This window comes from Nocardia sp. NPDC004604 (assembly GCF_040609795.1).
GTDB lineage: Bacteria > Actinomycetota > Actinomycetes > Mycobacteriales > Mycobacteriaceae > Nocardia.
This window is the reverse complement of record NZ_JBEXLC010000091.1, coordinates 18442-35371: the sequence shown is the minus strand read 5'-3', so window position 1 is coordinate 35371 and position 16930 is coordinate 18442. Positions and strand designations below refer to the sequence as shown.

General features: G+C 66.6%; 11 protein-coding genes and 1 pseudogene. 3 read left to right on the top strand and 9 right to left on the bottom strand.

The features are described from left to right. Positions 1 to 62: 62 nt before the first annotated feature. The 3 genes and pseudogenes from ABZW16_RS28580 to recC form a co-directional block, all read right to left on the bottom strand. Positions 63 to 524: pseudogene (locus ABZW16_RS28580) on the bottom strand (exodeoxyribonuclease V subunit alpha); the annotation flags it as partial. Next, positions 521 to 3868, bottom strand: coding sequence for a UvrD-helicase domain-containing protein (locus tag ABZW16_RS28575; protein ID WP_354959165.1), 3348 nt, complete (start codon positions 3866 to 3868; stop codon positions 521 to 523). The pseudogene ABZW16_RS28580 and the gene ABZW16_RS28575, both read right to left, overlap by 4 nt. A gap of 187 nt (positions 3869 to 4055) precedes the next feature. After that, positions 4056 to 7400, bottom strand: a complete 3345-nt coding sequence (gene recC / locus ABZW16_RS28570) for an exodeoxyribonuclease V subunit gamma (protein WP_354959164.1) — start codon at positions 7398 to 7400, stop codon at positions 4056 to 4058. 572 nt (positions 7401 to 7972) lie between these two features. Between recC and ABZW16_RS28565 the strand changes: the two genes are divergently transcribed. After that, positions 7973 to 8821, top strand: coding sequence for a tat pathway signal sequence (locus ABZW16_RS28565; RefSeq protein ID WP_354959163.1), 849 nt, complete (start codon positions 7973 to 7975; stop codon positions 8819 to 8821). On the opposite strand, the gene ABZW16_RS28560 is transcribed toward ABZW16_RS28565, so the two are convergent. Next, positions 8808 to 10268: a cytochrome P450 gene (locus tag ABZW16_RS28560; RefSeq protein WP_354959162.1), complete on the bottom strand. Its 1461-nt coding sequence runs from the start codon at positions 10266 to 10268 to the stop codon at positions 8808 to 8810. The genes ABZW16_RS28565 and ABZW16_RS28560 overlap by 14 nt on opposite strands. A gap of 144 nt (positions 10269 to 10412) precedes the next feature. Between ABZW16_RS28560 and ABZW16_RS28555 the strand changes: the two genes are divergently transcribed. Beyond that, on the top strand, positions 10413 to 11852 hold the full coding sequence (locus ABZW16_RS28555; protein WP_354959161.1) for an NAD(P)/FAD-dependent oxidoreductase: 1440 nt from the start codon (positions 10413 to 10415) through the stop codon (positions 11850 to 11852). 297 nt (positions 11853 to 12149) lie between these two features. Here the strand turns inward: ABZW16_RS28555 and ABZW16_RS28550 are convergent, their stop codons facing one another. From ABZW16_RS28550 to ABZW16_RS28540, 3 genes are read right to left on the bottom strand one after another with little or no spacing between them, the layout of a single operon-like run. Then, positions 12150 to 12800 carry an urease accessory protein UreD gene (locus ABZW16_RS28550; RefSeq protein WP_354959160.1) on the bottom strand — a complete coding sequence of 217 codons (651 nt, stop codon included), beginning with the start codon at positions 12798 to 12800 and terminating at the stop codon, positions 12150 to 12152. Further along, entirely contained in the window at positions 12790 to 13506 is a 717-nt protein-coding gene (ureG, locus tag ABZW16_RS28545; RefSeq protein WP_354959159.1) for an urease accessory protein UreG, read from the bottom strand. The genes ABZW16_RS28550 and ureG overlap by 11 nt, the downstream gene beginning before the upstream one ends. A 40-nt stretch (positions 13507 to 13546) precedes the next feature. Then, on the bottom strand, positions 13547 to 14197 hold the full coding sequence (locus ABZW16_RS28540) for an urease accessory UreF family protein (RefSeq protein WP_354959158.1): 651 nt from the start codon (positions 14195 to 14197) through the stop codon (positions 13547 to 13549). A gap of 259 nt (positions 14198 to 14456) precedes the next feature. Here ABZW16_RS28540 and ABZW16_RS28535 point away from each other — a divergent pair, with 259 nt between their 5' ends. Next, on the top strand, positions 14457 to 15563 hold the full coding sequence (locus ABZW16_RS28535; protein ID WP_354959157.1) for a 4Fe-4S binding protein: 1107 nt from the start codon (positions 14457 to 14459) through the stop codon (positions 15561 to 15563). A 10-nt stretch (positions 15564 to 15573) separates the two neighbouring features. Here ABZW16_RS28535 and ABZW16_RS28530 read toward each other — a convergent pair whose 3' ends face one another. Continuing rightward, entirely contained in the window at positions 15574 to 16443 is an 870-nt protein-coding gene (locus ABZW16_RS28530) for an SDR family NAD(P)-dependent oxidoreductase (protein ID WP_354959156.1), read from the bottom strand. 49 nt (positions 16444 to 16492) lie between these two features. After that, positions 16493 to 16897, bottom strand: coding sequence for a hypothetical protein (locus ABZW16_RS28525; protein WP_354959155.1), 405 nt, complete (start codon positions 16895 to 16897; stop codon positions 16493 to 16495). Positions 16898 to 16930: the final 33 nt, after the last annotated feature.

Below are 16930 nucleotides of genomic sequence, written 5' to 3'. Positions count from 1 at the left end.
CTAATCCTACTTTGTCTTTTGAAAAATATTTAGGAACTGAAGTGACACCTACAGAGAAGACCGGAACGTTCGGTGAGCACCCGGCGGATCGTCTGCTCCTGCTGGTAGTACCGGTCCAAATAGAGCAATGGACCCGCGTCCCGGGTGGCCTGTGCCTCGACCAGACGTAATGGCTGCAACGGACCGGCCGATCCGCCGCAGACCAATGGACTCACGCGCAGTGCCGCGACGACGGCATCGATATCTGGCCATGGCAGCGTCGCCGGGTCGATTCCCGAACCGGCATCCCAGGTTTCATCGGCATCGACGCCGATCTCGCGCATGCGGTGTAGTTCCAGGCACACCGAACCCGAACGCACCGCCCGCACCGCGAGCGCCGCCGCGAACAGCACCTCTTCCGAGGCTTCCCGGCCCATCCGCCCCAGTCGCAGTGCGACGTGTACGTCGGCCGCGGACAACACACCGGCCTCGTTGAACAGGCGCAGCAGCCCGGTACCCCGCTGGGCCAACTGAATCGAGGTCATCGGTCCTCCCCGGCGAGCAGATCGGACAATGCCACAATCAAGGCGGCGGGTGGATTCCATTCGAAAACACCGCGCCCCGTGGGAGTTTCGAGACCGATCATGCCGCGGACGAAGAGATAGCGAGCGCCGCCGAGGTGCCGTGCCGGTTCGTAGGCGGGCAGCCGCCAGCGCAGGTAGCGGTGCAGTGCCACCGCGTACAGGAGGGCCTGGAGGGGGTAGTGGGAGCGCAGCATTTCGGCGGCCATGCGGTCGTGGGTGTAGTGCTCGACGGTGAGGTCGCCGGTGCCGAGACGGTTGGTCTTGTAGTCGACGATGACGAATCGTGGTTCGACACCGGGCTTTTCGGTGACACGCAGGACGGCATCGATACTGCCGGTCAGATAGCCACGCAGTGGGGCATCGTCCAGCGCCGCGAGTTGGTCGGCGTAGCTGGACAGGGCGTCGTCGGCCGGAAGATGGGTGCGCAGCAGTTCCGCGATGCGGCGCAGGGTAACGGTGTGCGCACCCGGAATGTCGCCGCCCGCGAGCGGGAGTTCGAAGTCGAGTTCATTGAGCTTGTTCCGGTTGGAAATGTCTGCGAGACAACCGAATCCGAGTGGCGTGTGCAGAACAGCGAGCAGGGCATTACCGAGGACCATCGGATCGACCTCGGCCATCAGCTCTTCGGTCGCCTCCCGGCAGCGGGTGTGCACCTCGGTGGCGAGATCCGGTGCGTCCGTATCGATTCGCTCTAGCACGCCGTGTACGAGGGTGCCGAATTCCGCACCGTAGGGCAGGGCGTTCATCAGTGACGGGGCCGCATCCGATACCGCGGGTTCGGCGTCGACCAGGACCGGCGCGCCGGGCTCATCGGACGGGCCGCGTTCATCTTCGGGTTCGGCCTCCGGGATCGCCACGTCATGAGCGCCCGCGGTCAATGCCGAATAGGAGGTGCGACGCCACTGCAGGTCCATGGTGCGGGCGAACTCAGCCGCGGCGAGAGCACCGGTTGGCGGTTCGGTGCGCACCCGGCGGATCTCGACCGCATCGGTGCCCTCGACGCCCGCCACCGAAATCCCCTCCGGCGCACCGGCGGCCCACGCCGAAAGCATGGATACCGCAACGGAATCCGCAGGCACCGCCGCCTTACTCGGCACCAGATCGCCGCCGTCCGGGCGGCCGAGGACCATCCGGTGCAGCGGTGCGTTGGCCGTGGTGATCGCCGGTGCCCACCAGGCGACGATCTGACACATCGCGCGAGTGAGCGCGACGTACAGCAAACGCAGTTCCTCACCCGCCTCCTCGGTTTCGCTGCGCAGCTTGCGCGCGCCGTAGCCGGAGGCGTCCTGGCCGCCGACATCGAGGACGCGGGCGCCGTCGTCGGTGTGGAACAGCAGGGTCTGCGGGTACGGATTCCTCGCGTTGTCCCAGGCGAAAGGCAGATAGACAATAGGGAATTCGAGGCCCTTGCTGGCGTGCACGGTGGCGATCTGGACAGCCGCGGCATCGCGGTCGAGTCGACGGCTGCGGTCGGTGACCGATCCCGAGGCCGGATCGCGCACCCGGTCGGCGAGCCAGCGGGTCAGCGCGGTGAGGCCGAGCCCTTCGGTCAGCGCGACCTGGTCCAGCAGTTGGGCGATATGCCGAAGATCGGTCAGCTCCCGTTCGCCGTTCTCGATCGACAGCAGCCGCTGCGCCAGATTCGCTTCGGCGGAGATCTTTTCGAAGACGGCGGCAAATCCCGCGCGGGCGAACAGCCGGGCCGCTTCGCGCAGTTGCGCGCTGACGCGGCCGACCAGATCCGCACCGCCGCTATCGATTTCGGCGGCAGTGAGGCCGAGCAGTGGTGTGCAGGCGGCCAGTCGCACGCGGTCGGAGCGATGCGGCTGTTCCAGGGCGCGCAAGAGCCAGAGCCAGTCCGTCGCGCTGCCGGTGCCGAATACGCTGATGCCACCGGCAAGGACGGAGGCGACGCCGACCCGGTCCAAAGCCGTACGCACCACATCGATTTGGGATCGCGTCCGCACCAGCACCGCGATATCGCCGGGCCCGATCGGCCTCGGTCCGGCCTTCGCCTCGAACAGCACATCGGATTCCAGCAGCCGCACGATATCCGCGGCGAGGTCGTCGGCGACCTTCGCGCGCATGCGCCCGACCGCCGGGAATCCCGACTTGTTCAGCGGGCCGGCCCCGGTGCGCGGCAGACACCGCATCCGCAGCGGCGTCGTCAGTTCCGCCGGGCCGGACAGTCGCGTCCAGCCACGTGTCGCCGCGACCGGGTAGACGGTGATCTCCTTGTGCCCCAACGCCGCACCGCCCTGCAGGTGATCCAGTGCGGCGAGCAGTCCTGCATCGCTGCGCCAGTTATCGGTGAGCTCCTTGCGGGTGTCGGCGTGTGCGACGGCGTCGAGATAGCTGAGCACCTCCGCGCCGCGGAAGGCGTAGATGGCCTGCTTCGGGTCGCCGACGAGAACCAGGGCCGAATGTCCGTGAAAGGCCAGCCGCAGGATGTCCCATTGCAGCGGATCGGTGTCCTGGAATTCGTCGACCAAGGCGACCCGATACCGGTCGCGAATGCGACGGCACGCCCGCGGGCCGTGCACCGGATCGGCGAGCACATCGTGCAACAGCACCAGCAGATCGTCGAAGTCGCGCAATCCGGCCAGGCGCTTGCGGCGCTCGGTCTCCGCCCGCACGGCGGCGGCGAAGGCGACCCGCTCCCCCGCCGGTCCCGCGCCCTCCGGCACCAGCACCGCGTGCCGATCCTGCACCGCCGCCAGCGCCAGCGTATGCGCCTCCTTCAGCGAAAACGGCGGCTCGGCACGGGCATACCGGTTCAGGTAGAGGTCGTCGGCGACCGTCCCGATCAGCTCATCGATCGTCTCGACCAGCCGGGACCTGGGATCGTGCTCTCCCGCCAACCCGAGCTCGTCGAGCATCCGCTGGCAGAAACTGTGCGTTGTCGCGATGGTTCCTGCATCGAAATCCGAAAGCGCCGTGAGCAATCGCCGCCTGCGCCGTCGCACCTCGTCCGAATCCGCCTGCGCGACAAGCCGAACCAACTCATCGCCATGCGCTCGCGCGGCCTCCGGATCCGCCAATGCCGCAGCCACCGCGACGAACCTATCCCGCGTCCGCTCCCGCAGCTCCTGCGTGGCCGCCCGACTGAACGTCACCAGCAGCAACTGCGAGATATCGATCCCGATCTCGGCCACATACCGCACCGCCAATCCGACGATCGCATGTGTCTTACCGGTCCCCGCACTCGCCTCGAGTACGGTCGTGCCCGTCGGCAAAGGTCCGTTCGGGTCGAATCGGTCGGTATCCAATGGCGGCGCGGCGAACGCGGTGTCTTCAATGGTCATGCCCGACCGGCTTTCACCGATCGCGAAGCGGCGCATGCGACGCTCGCAATGCTCATGCACACCATCCACTTCCGATGCCAATTGACTGTTCCACCGTCCACCCGAATCCGGCCATCATGCGGTAGGCGCGCCGGACCATTGAGCCGTGATCCCGGACCAGGCGCACGGCGAATCCCCGCGATACCACTCACGGCTGTCCCTGGCTCTCGGCAGCGAGCAGGGGTGCCCACATGCGGCGAGCCAAAGCGCCGAAGCGGGTGGTTTCGCCGGGTTCACCCGCCGGGGCGGGGCTTGCCATGAGGTGTTCCAGGCGCGGGGCTCGGCCCCAGATGTAGCGAAGATGGCGGTCGGTGTGATCGCCGAACGGGCCGGGGCCATTGGGGCCGCCGTTGAACTCGCGTTCGGCGGCGGCGATGGCCTCCTCGGCGTTCGACCCGCGGAAGCGACGTTCGGCGTACACGGCGGTGGCGGAGGGCGCGATCGGCAGCGGTTCGGTCAGGCCCGCGTCACGCAATCGGACCAATTCACGCAGAATCGCCAGTGCAGCAGGCGGTTCCGGGGCAGTCAGCTCGGAACGCCATGCGGGACGGCCGAATTGGCCACGCCCGGTGGTGACTGCGCGCCAACTGCGGTCCTCGGTGACGGCCAGGGCGAGCAGCGAAACCCACGCGGCAATACGGTGTTTCGGAGCCAGCCGGGAGAATGTGGTGCGAACCAGTGATTCTCCACGCACCTCGGGCACCGTGCCGGTGAGTCGGCGGCCATTGCCCAGATCCACCGCAATATCGACCGCACGCGACGCACCCTCGTACTCGGGCAGCGCCGCGCGGACCAACTTGTCCACCGTGGATTCCACCTCGTCGAGGACTGCGCCGCCGAATCCGAACGGCGGCAATGTTCCGCGCCGCCATTCCGCCGCACGCAGGGTCGACGGGTCCGCACCCGTCAGCCGCGCGGCCAGCAGTCGTTCGCCGAGCTCCCATTTCGCGAGGCCGTCGAGTTCGATGGGCAGCCGGTCGGCAATGTCCTCTTCGTGTTCGGGGACGCGCAGACCGAGGCGCTGCCACAGGAACGCACGCACCGGATGCTCGACGAACGAAATCAGATCGGCCAGTGCGATATCGGTGAGTTCGGGTGCGGGCAGCGGCGCCGGCAGGAATGCGGGCCGCGGCTGTGCGGGCTGTCCGGCCGCCTCGGCACCGGCGAGTGCGACAGTGTCGAAGCTGAAGGGCCGCTCGGCGCGGAAATTGCGACGGTCGAAGCCCTGCAATGGGTGTCGGGTCACCACCGCGTCCATCCCGTCCGCGCCGACGTGTGCACGCAGCACGGCCAGCAGTTCAGCGACCGGGATCGCGGGCGGGCGGTGCGCGCCGGTCACCGGGTCGGCGCCGGTGTGGAAGATCAGCAGCCGCTCGGTGGCCGCGAGCACCGCGTCCAGCAGCAGCTGGCGGTCCTCGCTGCGCGCATCCCGTTCGCCGAGTAGCGGATTGCGCGCGAGCACGTCATCGCCGTCGACGCCGCTGGTCCGCGGGAAGACCTCGTCGTCGAGCCCGAGCAGCACCACCACCCGATGTGGCACCGAACGCATCGGCACCATCGTGCACACGGTCAGCTCACCGGTACGGAAATTGGCTCTGGTCGGCCGCGCCGCGAGTCGACTCGACAGCAGCACACCGATATCGGCCAGCCGCAATGGCACATCGCCCGCATGGTCGGTAGCCGCGGCCAGCTCGCGGCGGGCCTCGGTGCGCACCCATGCCTGACTATCGGGCACATCGGTGAGCAGATCGAGGCAGCGGCCGAGGACCTGCGCCCATTCGTGGGCCGGACGCGGCCCACGCAGATCCCGCAGGCACACCGCGAGCCGGTCGATGAATTCCGCGAACCGACCGGCCAGATCGACATCATTGCTGTCTACATCGTCCAACGGCAGCGCGAGATCCAGCCAGTCGTCGGCGGATTCGTCCGCGGTCACCCCGAGCAGGATTCGATCCACCGCGCTGTTCAGCGTGTTCTGCGCGAAGTCGGCCAGCCCGAACGCCTGCCGCTGCCGCTGTCCGATCCCCCAGCGCGCGCCGGATTCGGCCGCCCATTCGCGCAAACGCTCGATATCATCGTCATCGAAACCGCAACGGCGCCGGACGGTTTCGGACGCCGCCAGATCCAGGACCTGGGTAACCGTCACCCGCCCATCGGCGAGCTCGAGCAGCACCGCGATCACCGCGAGCATCGGATTGGTCACCCCGCGCCCGCGATCGGCGAGCCGTACGCGCAGCAGATGCGCCGGATGCGCCGAATCCCCCACCGCCTCAACAGATCCCACCTGCTTCTGCCCGAATGCCGCCCGCACCAGCGGCGCGTAGGCCTCGACATCGGGACACATGATCAGCACATCCCGCGGTTCCAGCGTGTCATCGGCGGCGAACAATCCGAGCAGGCACTCCCGCAATACCTCCACCTGCCGCGCCGGTCCATGGCAGGAATGCACCTCGACGGTTGCGCCGTCGAAAGTCGCGGGTCCCGGCGGCCACATATCGTCCCGAATTCCGGATTGCAGTGCGGTCAGCAGCGTTCGGCTCGAATCTCCCTGCCCGCCAACGGGTGTCGAGCCATGATGCGCATCGCTGGCGCCCGCACCGATGAGCCGCTGCTGCAACTCGCGCACATCCCGTCCGAGCCCCGCCAGCAGCGGATGCCGGAGCACCGTCGCGCTGACATCATCGCCCCGCGCGACCGCGGGCGCCAAGCCGCCCAACTCCGTCCACATCGCCGGACTCGGATGCGCGAGCCACAGATGCACCGCGCGCCGCTCGGCCAATGCCGACAACACCGCCAGCTGATCGGTCGGCAACCGCGTCACCCCGAACAGCGACACCCGCTCGGGCAGATCGACCGACTCCGGCTCGGCCCGCAACCGCGCACAGGCCGCGTCGAGCCGTTCGGCCGGACTCGGCACCCCGACCTCGGCCCGCAACCGCCGCCACAGCTGCGGTTGCCACACCAGATCATCCGGCACCGCCCGCCCGGCACCATCGGTGTCGGAACCGCTGGCCCATTCCATGATCAGCCCCGGTCGCTGCGCCGCATAGCTGTCGAACAGCGCCGCCAGATGCGCGGCGGTGGCGTACCGACGCCCGACGCGATGCCCGCCCGAATCCCCAGCGCCCAGATGCCGCGCGAGCACCGCACTCCACGGTTCGGCCAGCGACGCGTCGATAACCCGCAGCAAAGTCCATACGAGCTGCTCCGACGCCCACGGATCCGCATCGGGCGCCACCCCACTCACCGCAGCGAGCACCTCGGCGACCAACGCACCAGGAGATGGGAATTCGATATTCGCGGCGACACCATCCGAACACCCCGACACACCGAGCACGGTCGACAGCCGTTGCGTCAGCCAGCGCTCGACACCCTTGGCGGGCACCGCGACCACCTCGGCCGCGAAGGCATCCGGCAACGGCTCGGCAAGCAGCTCGGCCAGTGCCTGCGCCAACGCGTCGGCACGCTCGGCACGATGAATGTGCAGCGGCATGTGCGCCCTCTCGTCGGTCGATCCGGTATGTCCGCGCTGCGCGTCAAGTCGCCTATCCGTACGCCTCGCCGCTCCCGCACGTTTATACGCCCAGCGACCAGCACGCAACCTTCCGGCCCCACTCCCGCGAGAGTGAAATAAGCCACACGCGAACGATTTACTTCGTCGTGTCACCTCGGAACGAGGCTCTCGATGTGCAACAGTGCTCAACCGGGGAGGAACGGGGATAGCTGCACGAAAGGCTGGTTCGCGTTCAATGATGGCGATGGTGATTCCCCTGGTTCCGAGAGGCGGGTTCACAGTCCGCCGGGTCGGTGAAAGATGGGAGCTGGTCAACTCGCGCTCATATGGCCGGACCGTTGTGCTACACACCTGGCCACGTGACCAACATGCCGAGGCCTTCGCTCATTGCTACCGTCTCAACGGGCGCACCGTCGAGGAACTACACGCGGCCTTTCACTAGGCGCTCTGACGAAAGACACTGCGGTGCAAGCACGCAACGCGTGCTACCACAGCGTCGCGCAGAGCTCAAGACGTGCGTCCGGCCCGCCGATGTGCGATCGTGTTGCCTCGTGCGTCACGCCTCCGTCTCTGTTCTCGCCGCTGCGGCGATCCTGGTCCCCACTACCCCCGCGCTGATTCCGTCGGCCTTTGCCGCGCCTCTGGTGCATATGCAGGGCTGCCTGGCCGGTTTCGATTGCGATATGAGCAGCCGAATCGCCGCTGTCGATGCGTATCTGAAGAATCGGCCCGGTGTGACGGGTTACGTCGTCCGTGATCGGGTCAGCGGTGGGGTGTACGCGAACGAGAATGCAGAGAATGCGGTCTGGACCGCGTCCACCATCAAACTTGCCATCGCCGTTGACCTGCTCAACCGCGCACGGGCGGGTGTGATCGGACTCGGTCCCGACGACCGCGCGCTGATGGAATCCATGCTCGCCACGTCCAATGACCAAGCCGCCGACATCCTCTGGAACAAATACGCGGGCATCGATCGGATGGCCTATAACAATGCCTTCCGCGCCAATGGCATGGTGACGCTGGTTCCGCAGCCGACCAATACCGCGTTGTTCCCGGACTGGTCGTTCCAGAAGTGCACGCCCGCCGATCTGGATCGGCTGATGGATTCAGTCTTCAACCATATGCATCCCGACGACCGGAACTATCTGCTCGATCGCATGCGCGCGGTCGACAGCAACCAACACTGGGGCCTCTGGGGTGCGGGCGCGACAATGCGGCCGGGCCTGAAGAACGGCTGGTCGGAGGAACAGGGCGGCTGGGTGGTCAATTCGGTCGGCTTCGCAGGTCCCGGCGAGCGCTACACCCTGGCAATCATGAGTTCGCTCGGCGGCGATGGCGGCTACACCGAGGGTGCCGCCACCGACACCAAGGTCGCGGAACTGCTTTTCAGCGGACGCTGAGCTGATTCGAGCTACCCGCTCGCGAACGCAATAACACGGGCGCACCATCCCGGGGGAACGGAATTGTCGTGAACCCCCACGGCATTCGGTAATCCTCCGGGAGTTCCCACTCATAATCGCGTACCAATGCCGCGATGATCGTCTTCACCTCGAGGGTTCCGAAGTGCATGCCGATGCACTTGTGCGCGCCCGCCCCGAACGGCACCCAGGCGAGTCGATGCGATTTGTCCTCGCGCCGCGCTTCGCCGAAGCGTTCGGGATCGAACACGTCCGGCCGGGTCCACAGCTCCGGCAGGAAGTGGTTGATGTGATAGGCGCAATCGACGGGCGTGCCAGCCGGAATGTAATGCCCGAGAATCTCGGTATCGCGCACCGCGCGCCGCACGAAACCGGGTACCGGCGGCATCAACCGCAGACTCTCCTTGATGACCAGATCCAGGTCGTGCATGCGGTCCAAATCGGCGATCGTCGGTGCGGCACTACCGATTTCCGCATCGACGCGCAGCACTTCGGCTCGCACGCGGCGCTGCCATTCGGGATGTTTGCCGAGGTAATAGGCGACGGCGGTGGCGGTGGTCGTCGTGGTGTCGTGCGCGGCCATGATGAGGAAGATCATGTGGTTCACCACATCCGCGTCGCTGAATTCGGCGCCGTCCTCGGTGCGCGCATGACACAGCGCGGAGAAGAAATCCGCCGACTCGGTCCGGCGCTTCTGCGGCAGCATTTCGGTGAAGTACTGCTCGAGCACCCGCCGCCCGCGCAGCCCGGCGCGCCAGTTGCCACCGGGCACGGAATGTCGAATAATCGCGAGCCCGGCATGGGTGCAATCGATGAACGCGTCGATGAGTTTGCGGCGCTGCGCACCGACATCGACGGCCATGAAGGTCTCACTCGCAATTTCCAGCGTCAATTCCTTGATCGTCGGATAGAGCCGGACCGTGCCGCCCTGTTCCGACGCCCACCGGCCGATGGCCACCCGCGCCACCGGCGTCAATGTCGCCAGATGCGCTTCGAGCCGCTCCCTGGTGAAGGCCTGTTGCATGATCCGGCGATGGAACAGGTGCTCGTCGAATTCGAGCAGCAGTAGTCCGCGCCCGAAGAACGAGCCGATGAAGTAATCCCACCCTTGGCCGAAGTCGCGGCGGCGCTTGCCGAGCACCTCATCTATCGCCTCCGGACCACAGACCAGCACCCGATCCAATCCCAGCGAGGAATTGAGTGAAACCGGGCCGTATCGGCGATACCGGTCCATCATTTCCGCCGGACCCCAGCGCAGATAGTGCAGACCTCGCCCGAAGTATGGCAGTCCGGCATCGCCGCTCACCGCGGTCGCGGAGCTGCCCCGTGGCGGTGTGGCCAGCACATGATGACGCTCGGGAACCCGGCGCAATAGTCGATCGATCACATGGTCGTCAGGAATGTCGATCAACGACGCATTCTCGGACATGATCTATGGTATTCGACAGCAGTGGTGCATCGCAGCACATCAACAACCGGGATCTCGCCGTGACGGCCAGCAGAGCGCCGACTACCGTAAGTCGGGTCAGTAACGTTCGAGGGGCCGCCACCCCAGGTTTGAGGAGCACCGACGATGAGCACTCAGTCTGTCGAGGAGAACCATCGCCACCGGGTGGTGGTGATCGGGTCGGGCTTCGGCGGCTTGTTCGGAACCAAGCACCTCAAGCGGGCCGACGTCGACATCACCTTGATCTCGAAGACCTCGACCCACCTGTTCCAGCCCCTGCTCTACCAGGTGGCCACCGGCATCCTCTCCGTCGGCGAGATCGCCCCCGCGACCCGGCTGGTGCTGCGTAAGCAGAAGAACGCGCAGGTCTTGCTCGGCGATGTCATCGATATCGACCTCGAGCAGCAGACGGTCACCTCGCAGCTGCTCAACCAGAACACCGTCACCCGTTTCGACAGCCTGATCGTGGCGACCGGCGCGCAGCAGTCCTACTTCGGTAATGACCAGTTCGCCACTTACGCCCCCGGCATGAAGACCATCGATGACGCGCTGGAGCTACGCGCGCGCATCCTGGGCGCATTCGAAGGGGCCGAGCTGGCCGTCACCCAGGAACTGCGGGACCGGCTGCTCACCTTCGTGGTGATCGGCGCCGGACCCACCGGTGTCGAATTGGCGGGCCAGATCGCCGAACTCGCCGATCGAACCCTGGAAGGCACCTTCCACAACATCGATCCCCGCGATGCGCGGGTGATCCTGCTCGAGGGCGCGGGCGCGGTACTCGGCCCGATGGGCCCGAAGCTGGGTGGTAAGGCAAAGCGGCGGCTGGAGAAGATGGGCGTGGAGATCCAGCTCAACGCCATGGTCACCAATGTCGACGCGCACGGTGTCACGGTGAAGGACGCCGACGGCACCGTGCGCCGCATCGAATCCTCGTGCAAGGTGTGGTCGGCCGGTGTGCAGGGCAGCCCGCTGGGCAAGATGCTGGCAGAGCAGTCCGACGGCACCGAGGTCGACCGCGCCGGTCGCGTCATCGTCGAACCCGATCTGACCGTCAAGGGCCATCCGAATGTCTTCGTGGTCGGCGACCTGATGTCGGTACCGAATGTGCCCGGTCAGGCGCAGGGCGCGATCCAGGGCGCGACCTATGCGGCCAAGCAGATCAAGGCCGGGCTGAACGGCCAAGCACCGCAGGATCGTAAGCCGTTCAAGTACTTCAACAAGGGCAGTATGGCGACGGTGTCGCGGTTCAGCGCCGTCTGCCAGATCGGCAAGCTGGAATTCGGCGGGTTCATCGCCTGGCTGGCCTGGCTGGCGCTGCACCTCTATTACCTGGTCGGCTACCGCAGCCGGATCATCACCGTCATCCAGTGGTTCGTAACCTTCCTCGGCCGCAGCCGCGGGCAGATGGCCGCCACCGAACAGTGGGTGTTCGCCCGACTCGCGGTGGAGGCGGTTCAGGCCGATCAACAGGAGGCCGACGAGCTCGCCGCCGCGCTCGGTGCACCGCCCGCGGAGAACGGAAAGGCCGCGCTCACCGATAAGGCGGCCAACCGCAAAGTGGGCTGATTCGCCCGAAACCGGCCTTTATCCGCCGAGGCACAAATCGCACCCATCCGAGCGCCCCTCCGGTCGGTAGGTCGATCGATATTTCTGTGGGGTCGCCGCGGCGGCTGTCAGCGCGTTCAACGCACCCTCTCGGGTCGTAGGCGGCTGACCGAACACCGGACCGGGGTGGAAACCTGACGACGCTGTCGGGTTCCCACCTCCTTTCATTCCCCCGCCCGAACCGCCGCTACACCCGTGGGGCTGCGAGCGGCCCGCAGCTGTGACCGACTACACATTTTCGAGTCGGCGAATCGGAAGTCAGCCGTTCGGGCCGAGCAGCACTCCGGTTCGGGTGGACAGGGTCCCACCGATGGCCAGCGGGAGGCGGGATGCGACCAAACCGGTCGTGTCCGCGGGCCGGTCGTCGGGGTAGACAAGTTCACTGTCCAATGCTCTCGGGGCGCCCAGGTTATCGTCTGTCGGACCGTCCGCGCCGAGTTCCAGCCGGTGCCGCAGCAGCGGCAGATCCCCGACGTCGGCAATGAGATCACCACGCCAGCCGCCGTTGTCCTCGCCGGTGCGGCCGATCTGCACCCGTTCGCGCAGCCGCAGCCGGGCCTCGGGCGTCAGCCGCACCTCGGTGACGGCGTGATGGTGTGCGCCGCCCGCAACGATCGTCGGCTCCGGATCGAAATCCAGTGCGCCCGCGACGTCGAAACGCCAGTGCGCCAATGACAGTGGCGTTGCCGCGCCGGGCAGTGCGATGGTGGCGGCGACCGAGCGCACGACCAACCGCGCGCCCACGCCGACCACGATCTCGATATCGAGCTCGTCGCCACCGAGCGGGGTCGCGGCGGTGCCGATCAGATGGACGGTATCGGGACCGGTGCGCCGAACCGCCAGCCCGCCGCTCGCGTGGATCTCGGGCAGTGTGCCGACGGCCGCGACGATGCGAACCTCAGTGCGCAACAGCGGATTCGGTGGCCGACCCATCCTGCTCGGCGATCGCGTGCAGTTGCTCGCGCACCCAGGCGAGCACGTCGGTGGCGGCCGGATCCTCGGTCAGCGAGATCATCGCGGTCCGACGACCCTCGCGGACCTTGGCGGCATCGCGCTCCATTACACCGAGGTCGGCACCGACCAGCGAGGCGAGATCGGTCTTATTGATCACCAGCAGATCCGAGAAGGTCACACCGGGGCCGCCCTTGCGCGGCACCTTATCGCCGCCCGCCACATCGATGACGAAGATCTGCACATCGATCAGGCCGGAGGAAAAGGTGGCGGTGAGGTTATCGCCGCCGGATTCCACCAGGATCAGGTCCAGCGGCGGATTGGCCGCGATCAGATCGTCGATGGCGTCGAGGTTGGCGGTGATGTCGTCGCGGATGGCGGTGTGCGGGCAGCCACCGGTCTGGACGGCGGTGATCCGCTCGTCCGGCAGCACCGCGTTGCGGCGCAGGAAGTCGGCGTCCTCGGTGGTGTAGATGTCATTGGTCAGCACCGCGAGGGAGAGTTCATCGCGCAGCTGCCGGCACAGAGCGGCCACCAGGGCGGTCTTGCCCGAACCGACCGGTCCGCCGATGCCGATGCGCAGTGCCTCTCCAAGCGTGCGCGCACGCTTGGGGCGGTCATGGGAGTGCTGATGCGGCTCGCCGTCGATCAGATGGGGTGGCATATCGTGCTCCTTTCCGCCTTCATCCTTGCCGATCACGCACCTAGGACGCGAACAGGGGCATATCGCGCACCAGGTGTCGCTGGGCGAGCACATCCTGCAGCGGGTCCGACAGCGCGGCGAGTCCGGTCGCCGCCTCGGCCGCGGTGCGATCACAGAGTTCGCCGAGCCGGATCGTGCAGGCGGCGACCGCCGCGGGATCCAGCGCGAGCAACCGCTGCGCCGCCGTCGCGGCTCCGGTCATGGTCGTATAGACGACAACCGCCGCGGTGTCCTCCGGAGTCGCCCCGCAGATGTGCCCCACGACGCCGAATGCCGTGGACAGATGCGGCCGCGCGCCGAGCACCGCCCAATCCTCTCCTGGCCAAACCTGTTTCGCCAACCGCAGCAACCCACGCCCCTGTGCCCGCGACGCCGCCCGCGCGGCCGGAGCCGGAGTCCGCGCATCCGCCTCTGCCTCGGCCCGCACCGCAGCCGACTTCCCCGCGCACACCGCCGCCGCCAATGACGCCGCCACCAGCCCCGATGTCCGGATCCGCCGCCGCAAATACAACTCGACCGTCCCGACATCGCGCACTATCCCGGACGCCACCGCCTCCTCCACACCGCCGGAATGCACATGTCCCCCGATCGGCAGCCGCGAATCGGCCAGCGCGAACAATGTCGCCAACCCACTGCCTCCCGATCTGTCCATCCGTCGATCCTATGCGTGACACGGTCGGGCTCCCTCACCCCGACCGGGCCACACATGATCTTCGGATCGGGACAGGGTGTAGATCGACACGGCGCTGTATCGGATTCGATATGTCGGTCTGCTGCACGTCACTCCTACGGGAAACCGACCGCAATCGAGCGCCGATTCCCACGACACGCCCGGTGTGCGATGAGTTTCGGCGTTCGGCGGGGTCTATCTTCCTGAGGCCGTACCGGTCTCGCGTCAACGAGGAGGGCCGATGTCGGCAGTGAACCAGGAACCAACAGGGCAGCGTCGGCTGGCGGAGCACCCGACCGTGCAGCGGATGGCCGAACGGGCGCGCACGAAACCTGATCCGGTGCTGAGCGTTTCGCGACTGCGCGAGATCTGTCTCGAGGCCGGAGCCGACGATGTGGGCTTCGTGCCGGTCGAGGACCCACGCGTAGCGGTCGAACTCGAGCACGCGCGCGAAATCCTGCCCTCCGCACGGACATTCGTGGCCTTCTGCGTCCGGATGAACCGAGACAACCTGCGCAGCACCATGCGCAGCCTCGCCAATACCGAGTTCAACCACGCCGATGACGAAACCAATGAGGTGTCACGGCGAATAACCAGAGCGCTACAGGATGCCGGATACCGTGCCGTCTATCCAGCCCCGGGATATCCAATGGAGGTCGATAAGTTTCCAGGTCGCATCTGGGTGATCGCGCACAAGGTGGTGGCCGAGGCGGCCGGGCTCGGCGTTATGGGTATCCACCGCAATGTCATTCACCCGAAGTTCGGCAACTTCATCCTGCTCGGCACGGTGGTCACCGACGCGGTGATCGACGAACCGAGCGCATCGCTGGATTTCAGCCCGTGTCTGGAATGCAAGCTCTGCGTCTCCGCATGTCCGGTGGGCGCGATCACCAACGACGGCGGCTTCGATTTCCAGGCCTGCTATACGCACAACTACCGCGAGTTCATGGGCGGCTTCACCGATTGGGCCGAAACCGTCGCCGACAGCGATAACGCCGCCGAGTACCGCGAGCGCGTCAGCACCGGCGAATCGTTCTCGATGTGGCAGAGCCTGTCGTTCAAACCCAATTACAAGGCCGGTTACTGCATGGCCGTCTGCCCGGCCGGTGAGGATGTGATCGGCGCCTACCTCGACGATCGCAAGGGCCACCTCGATGAGGTCGTGCGCCCATTGCAGAACAAGCCCGAACCCGTCTACGTCCTGCCGGGATCCGCCGCCCAAGAGCACGTCACGCGCCGGTTCCCGAATAAGACACCGCAGGCCGTGACCAATGGGTTCCCGGACGAGGTCAACGACCTGCTCGATCAGATCGGCCCGCGCCCCCGGCCGCGCAATCGAGCCGACTGACCGGGCCTGGCTAGCGTCGGAAGGAACGCTCCATGAAGCGCTGCGCCCCTTTGCGGGTCAGAGCCGACCAGGCTTCGATACGGTGCGACCACCAGGGCGCGATCTCGCGCGGTTTGGCGGTTACCGCGTAACAGACCAGATCGGAGGCTTCGTCGACGGTCAGTCCGGGGACGCGACTGAAGTCGGTCGGTGCGCTCATTCTGGTGTGTACCAGCGGCATGTAGATGGAGGTGGTGGTGACCTTATCGGCGGCGATTTCGGCCGCGGCGCTGCGCAACCAGATATCGAAGGCGGATTTCGACGCACCGTAGGCGGCCCACCGCGGGGCGGGCGGCATGAGCACGCCCCACGTGGAGATGTTGACGATATGGCCCTGTTTGCGTTCGCGCATGCTCGGCAGCAAGGTGAGCAGTAGACGGACCGGGCCGAGGTAGTTCACGTCGATGGTGCGGGTGAAATCATGGAATCGGTCATAGGAATCATCGATCGAGCGGCGAATCGACTTGCCCGCGTTATTGATCAGCACATCGATGTGACCGTGTTCGGCCAATAGGTTGCGGCCGAGCTTTTCGACGGCATCCATATCGGTCATATCCGTCGGGTACGTGTATGCCGTGCCGCCTTCGGCGGCAATGTCGGCCGCCACCTGCTCGAGCTCGTCGACCGAGCGCGCCACCAGCAGCACCACCCCACCGGCCGCCGCCAGTTTGCGCGCAGTGGCCTTGCCGATGCCGTGCGAGGCGCCGGTCACCAGCACGACCCGGCCCGCGACCGCCGTACGCAGGGATTTCTCGCGCGGCCGCGAGGTCGGATACAACAGCCACGCCGCCACCCGCTCGGCGAGCGGGCGGCCATTGCTCGAAGCGGGAGTGTCGTTCACGCTATCGACTGTATGCGCCAACCGGCCCAGACACCTCCCCTATCGATGATCACTCATCGGCGGCGCGCAGCAGCTCGGGCAGATCCTGGCGGGTCAGATAGGCCGCGATCCGCGGCCCGTCCGCGGCCCGCCGGACCAGGAAGTCGCTGTAGACATCGAGCGACCGCGCGCCGAACGACAGTGTCCATCGCGCCGAAGTCAGCCAATAATGCCCGCCCAGTTCGACGGTCGTCTGCTCGACCAACCGCGCCCGCGGCCCCGAATCGAACTGGCGCGCCCGCGCTTTCGCGCCCGCGACGAACTCCTCCCGGCTCAGACAGCGACTCGACGTCGGCGTGGTCACCAGGATGACGGGTTCGAAAAGACTTGGCAGCGTGGCAAAATCGGACGTCGCGACGATCTCGTCGTATCTGCGGATAAAGCCCTCGATCGAGGTGATGTCATGAGAAAACATGACATCTAATTATATCGCGAATCGAGCCCGATC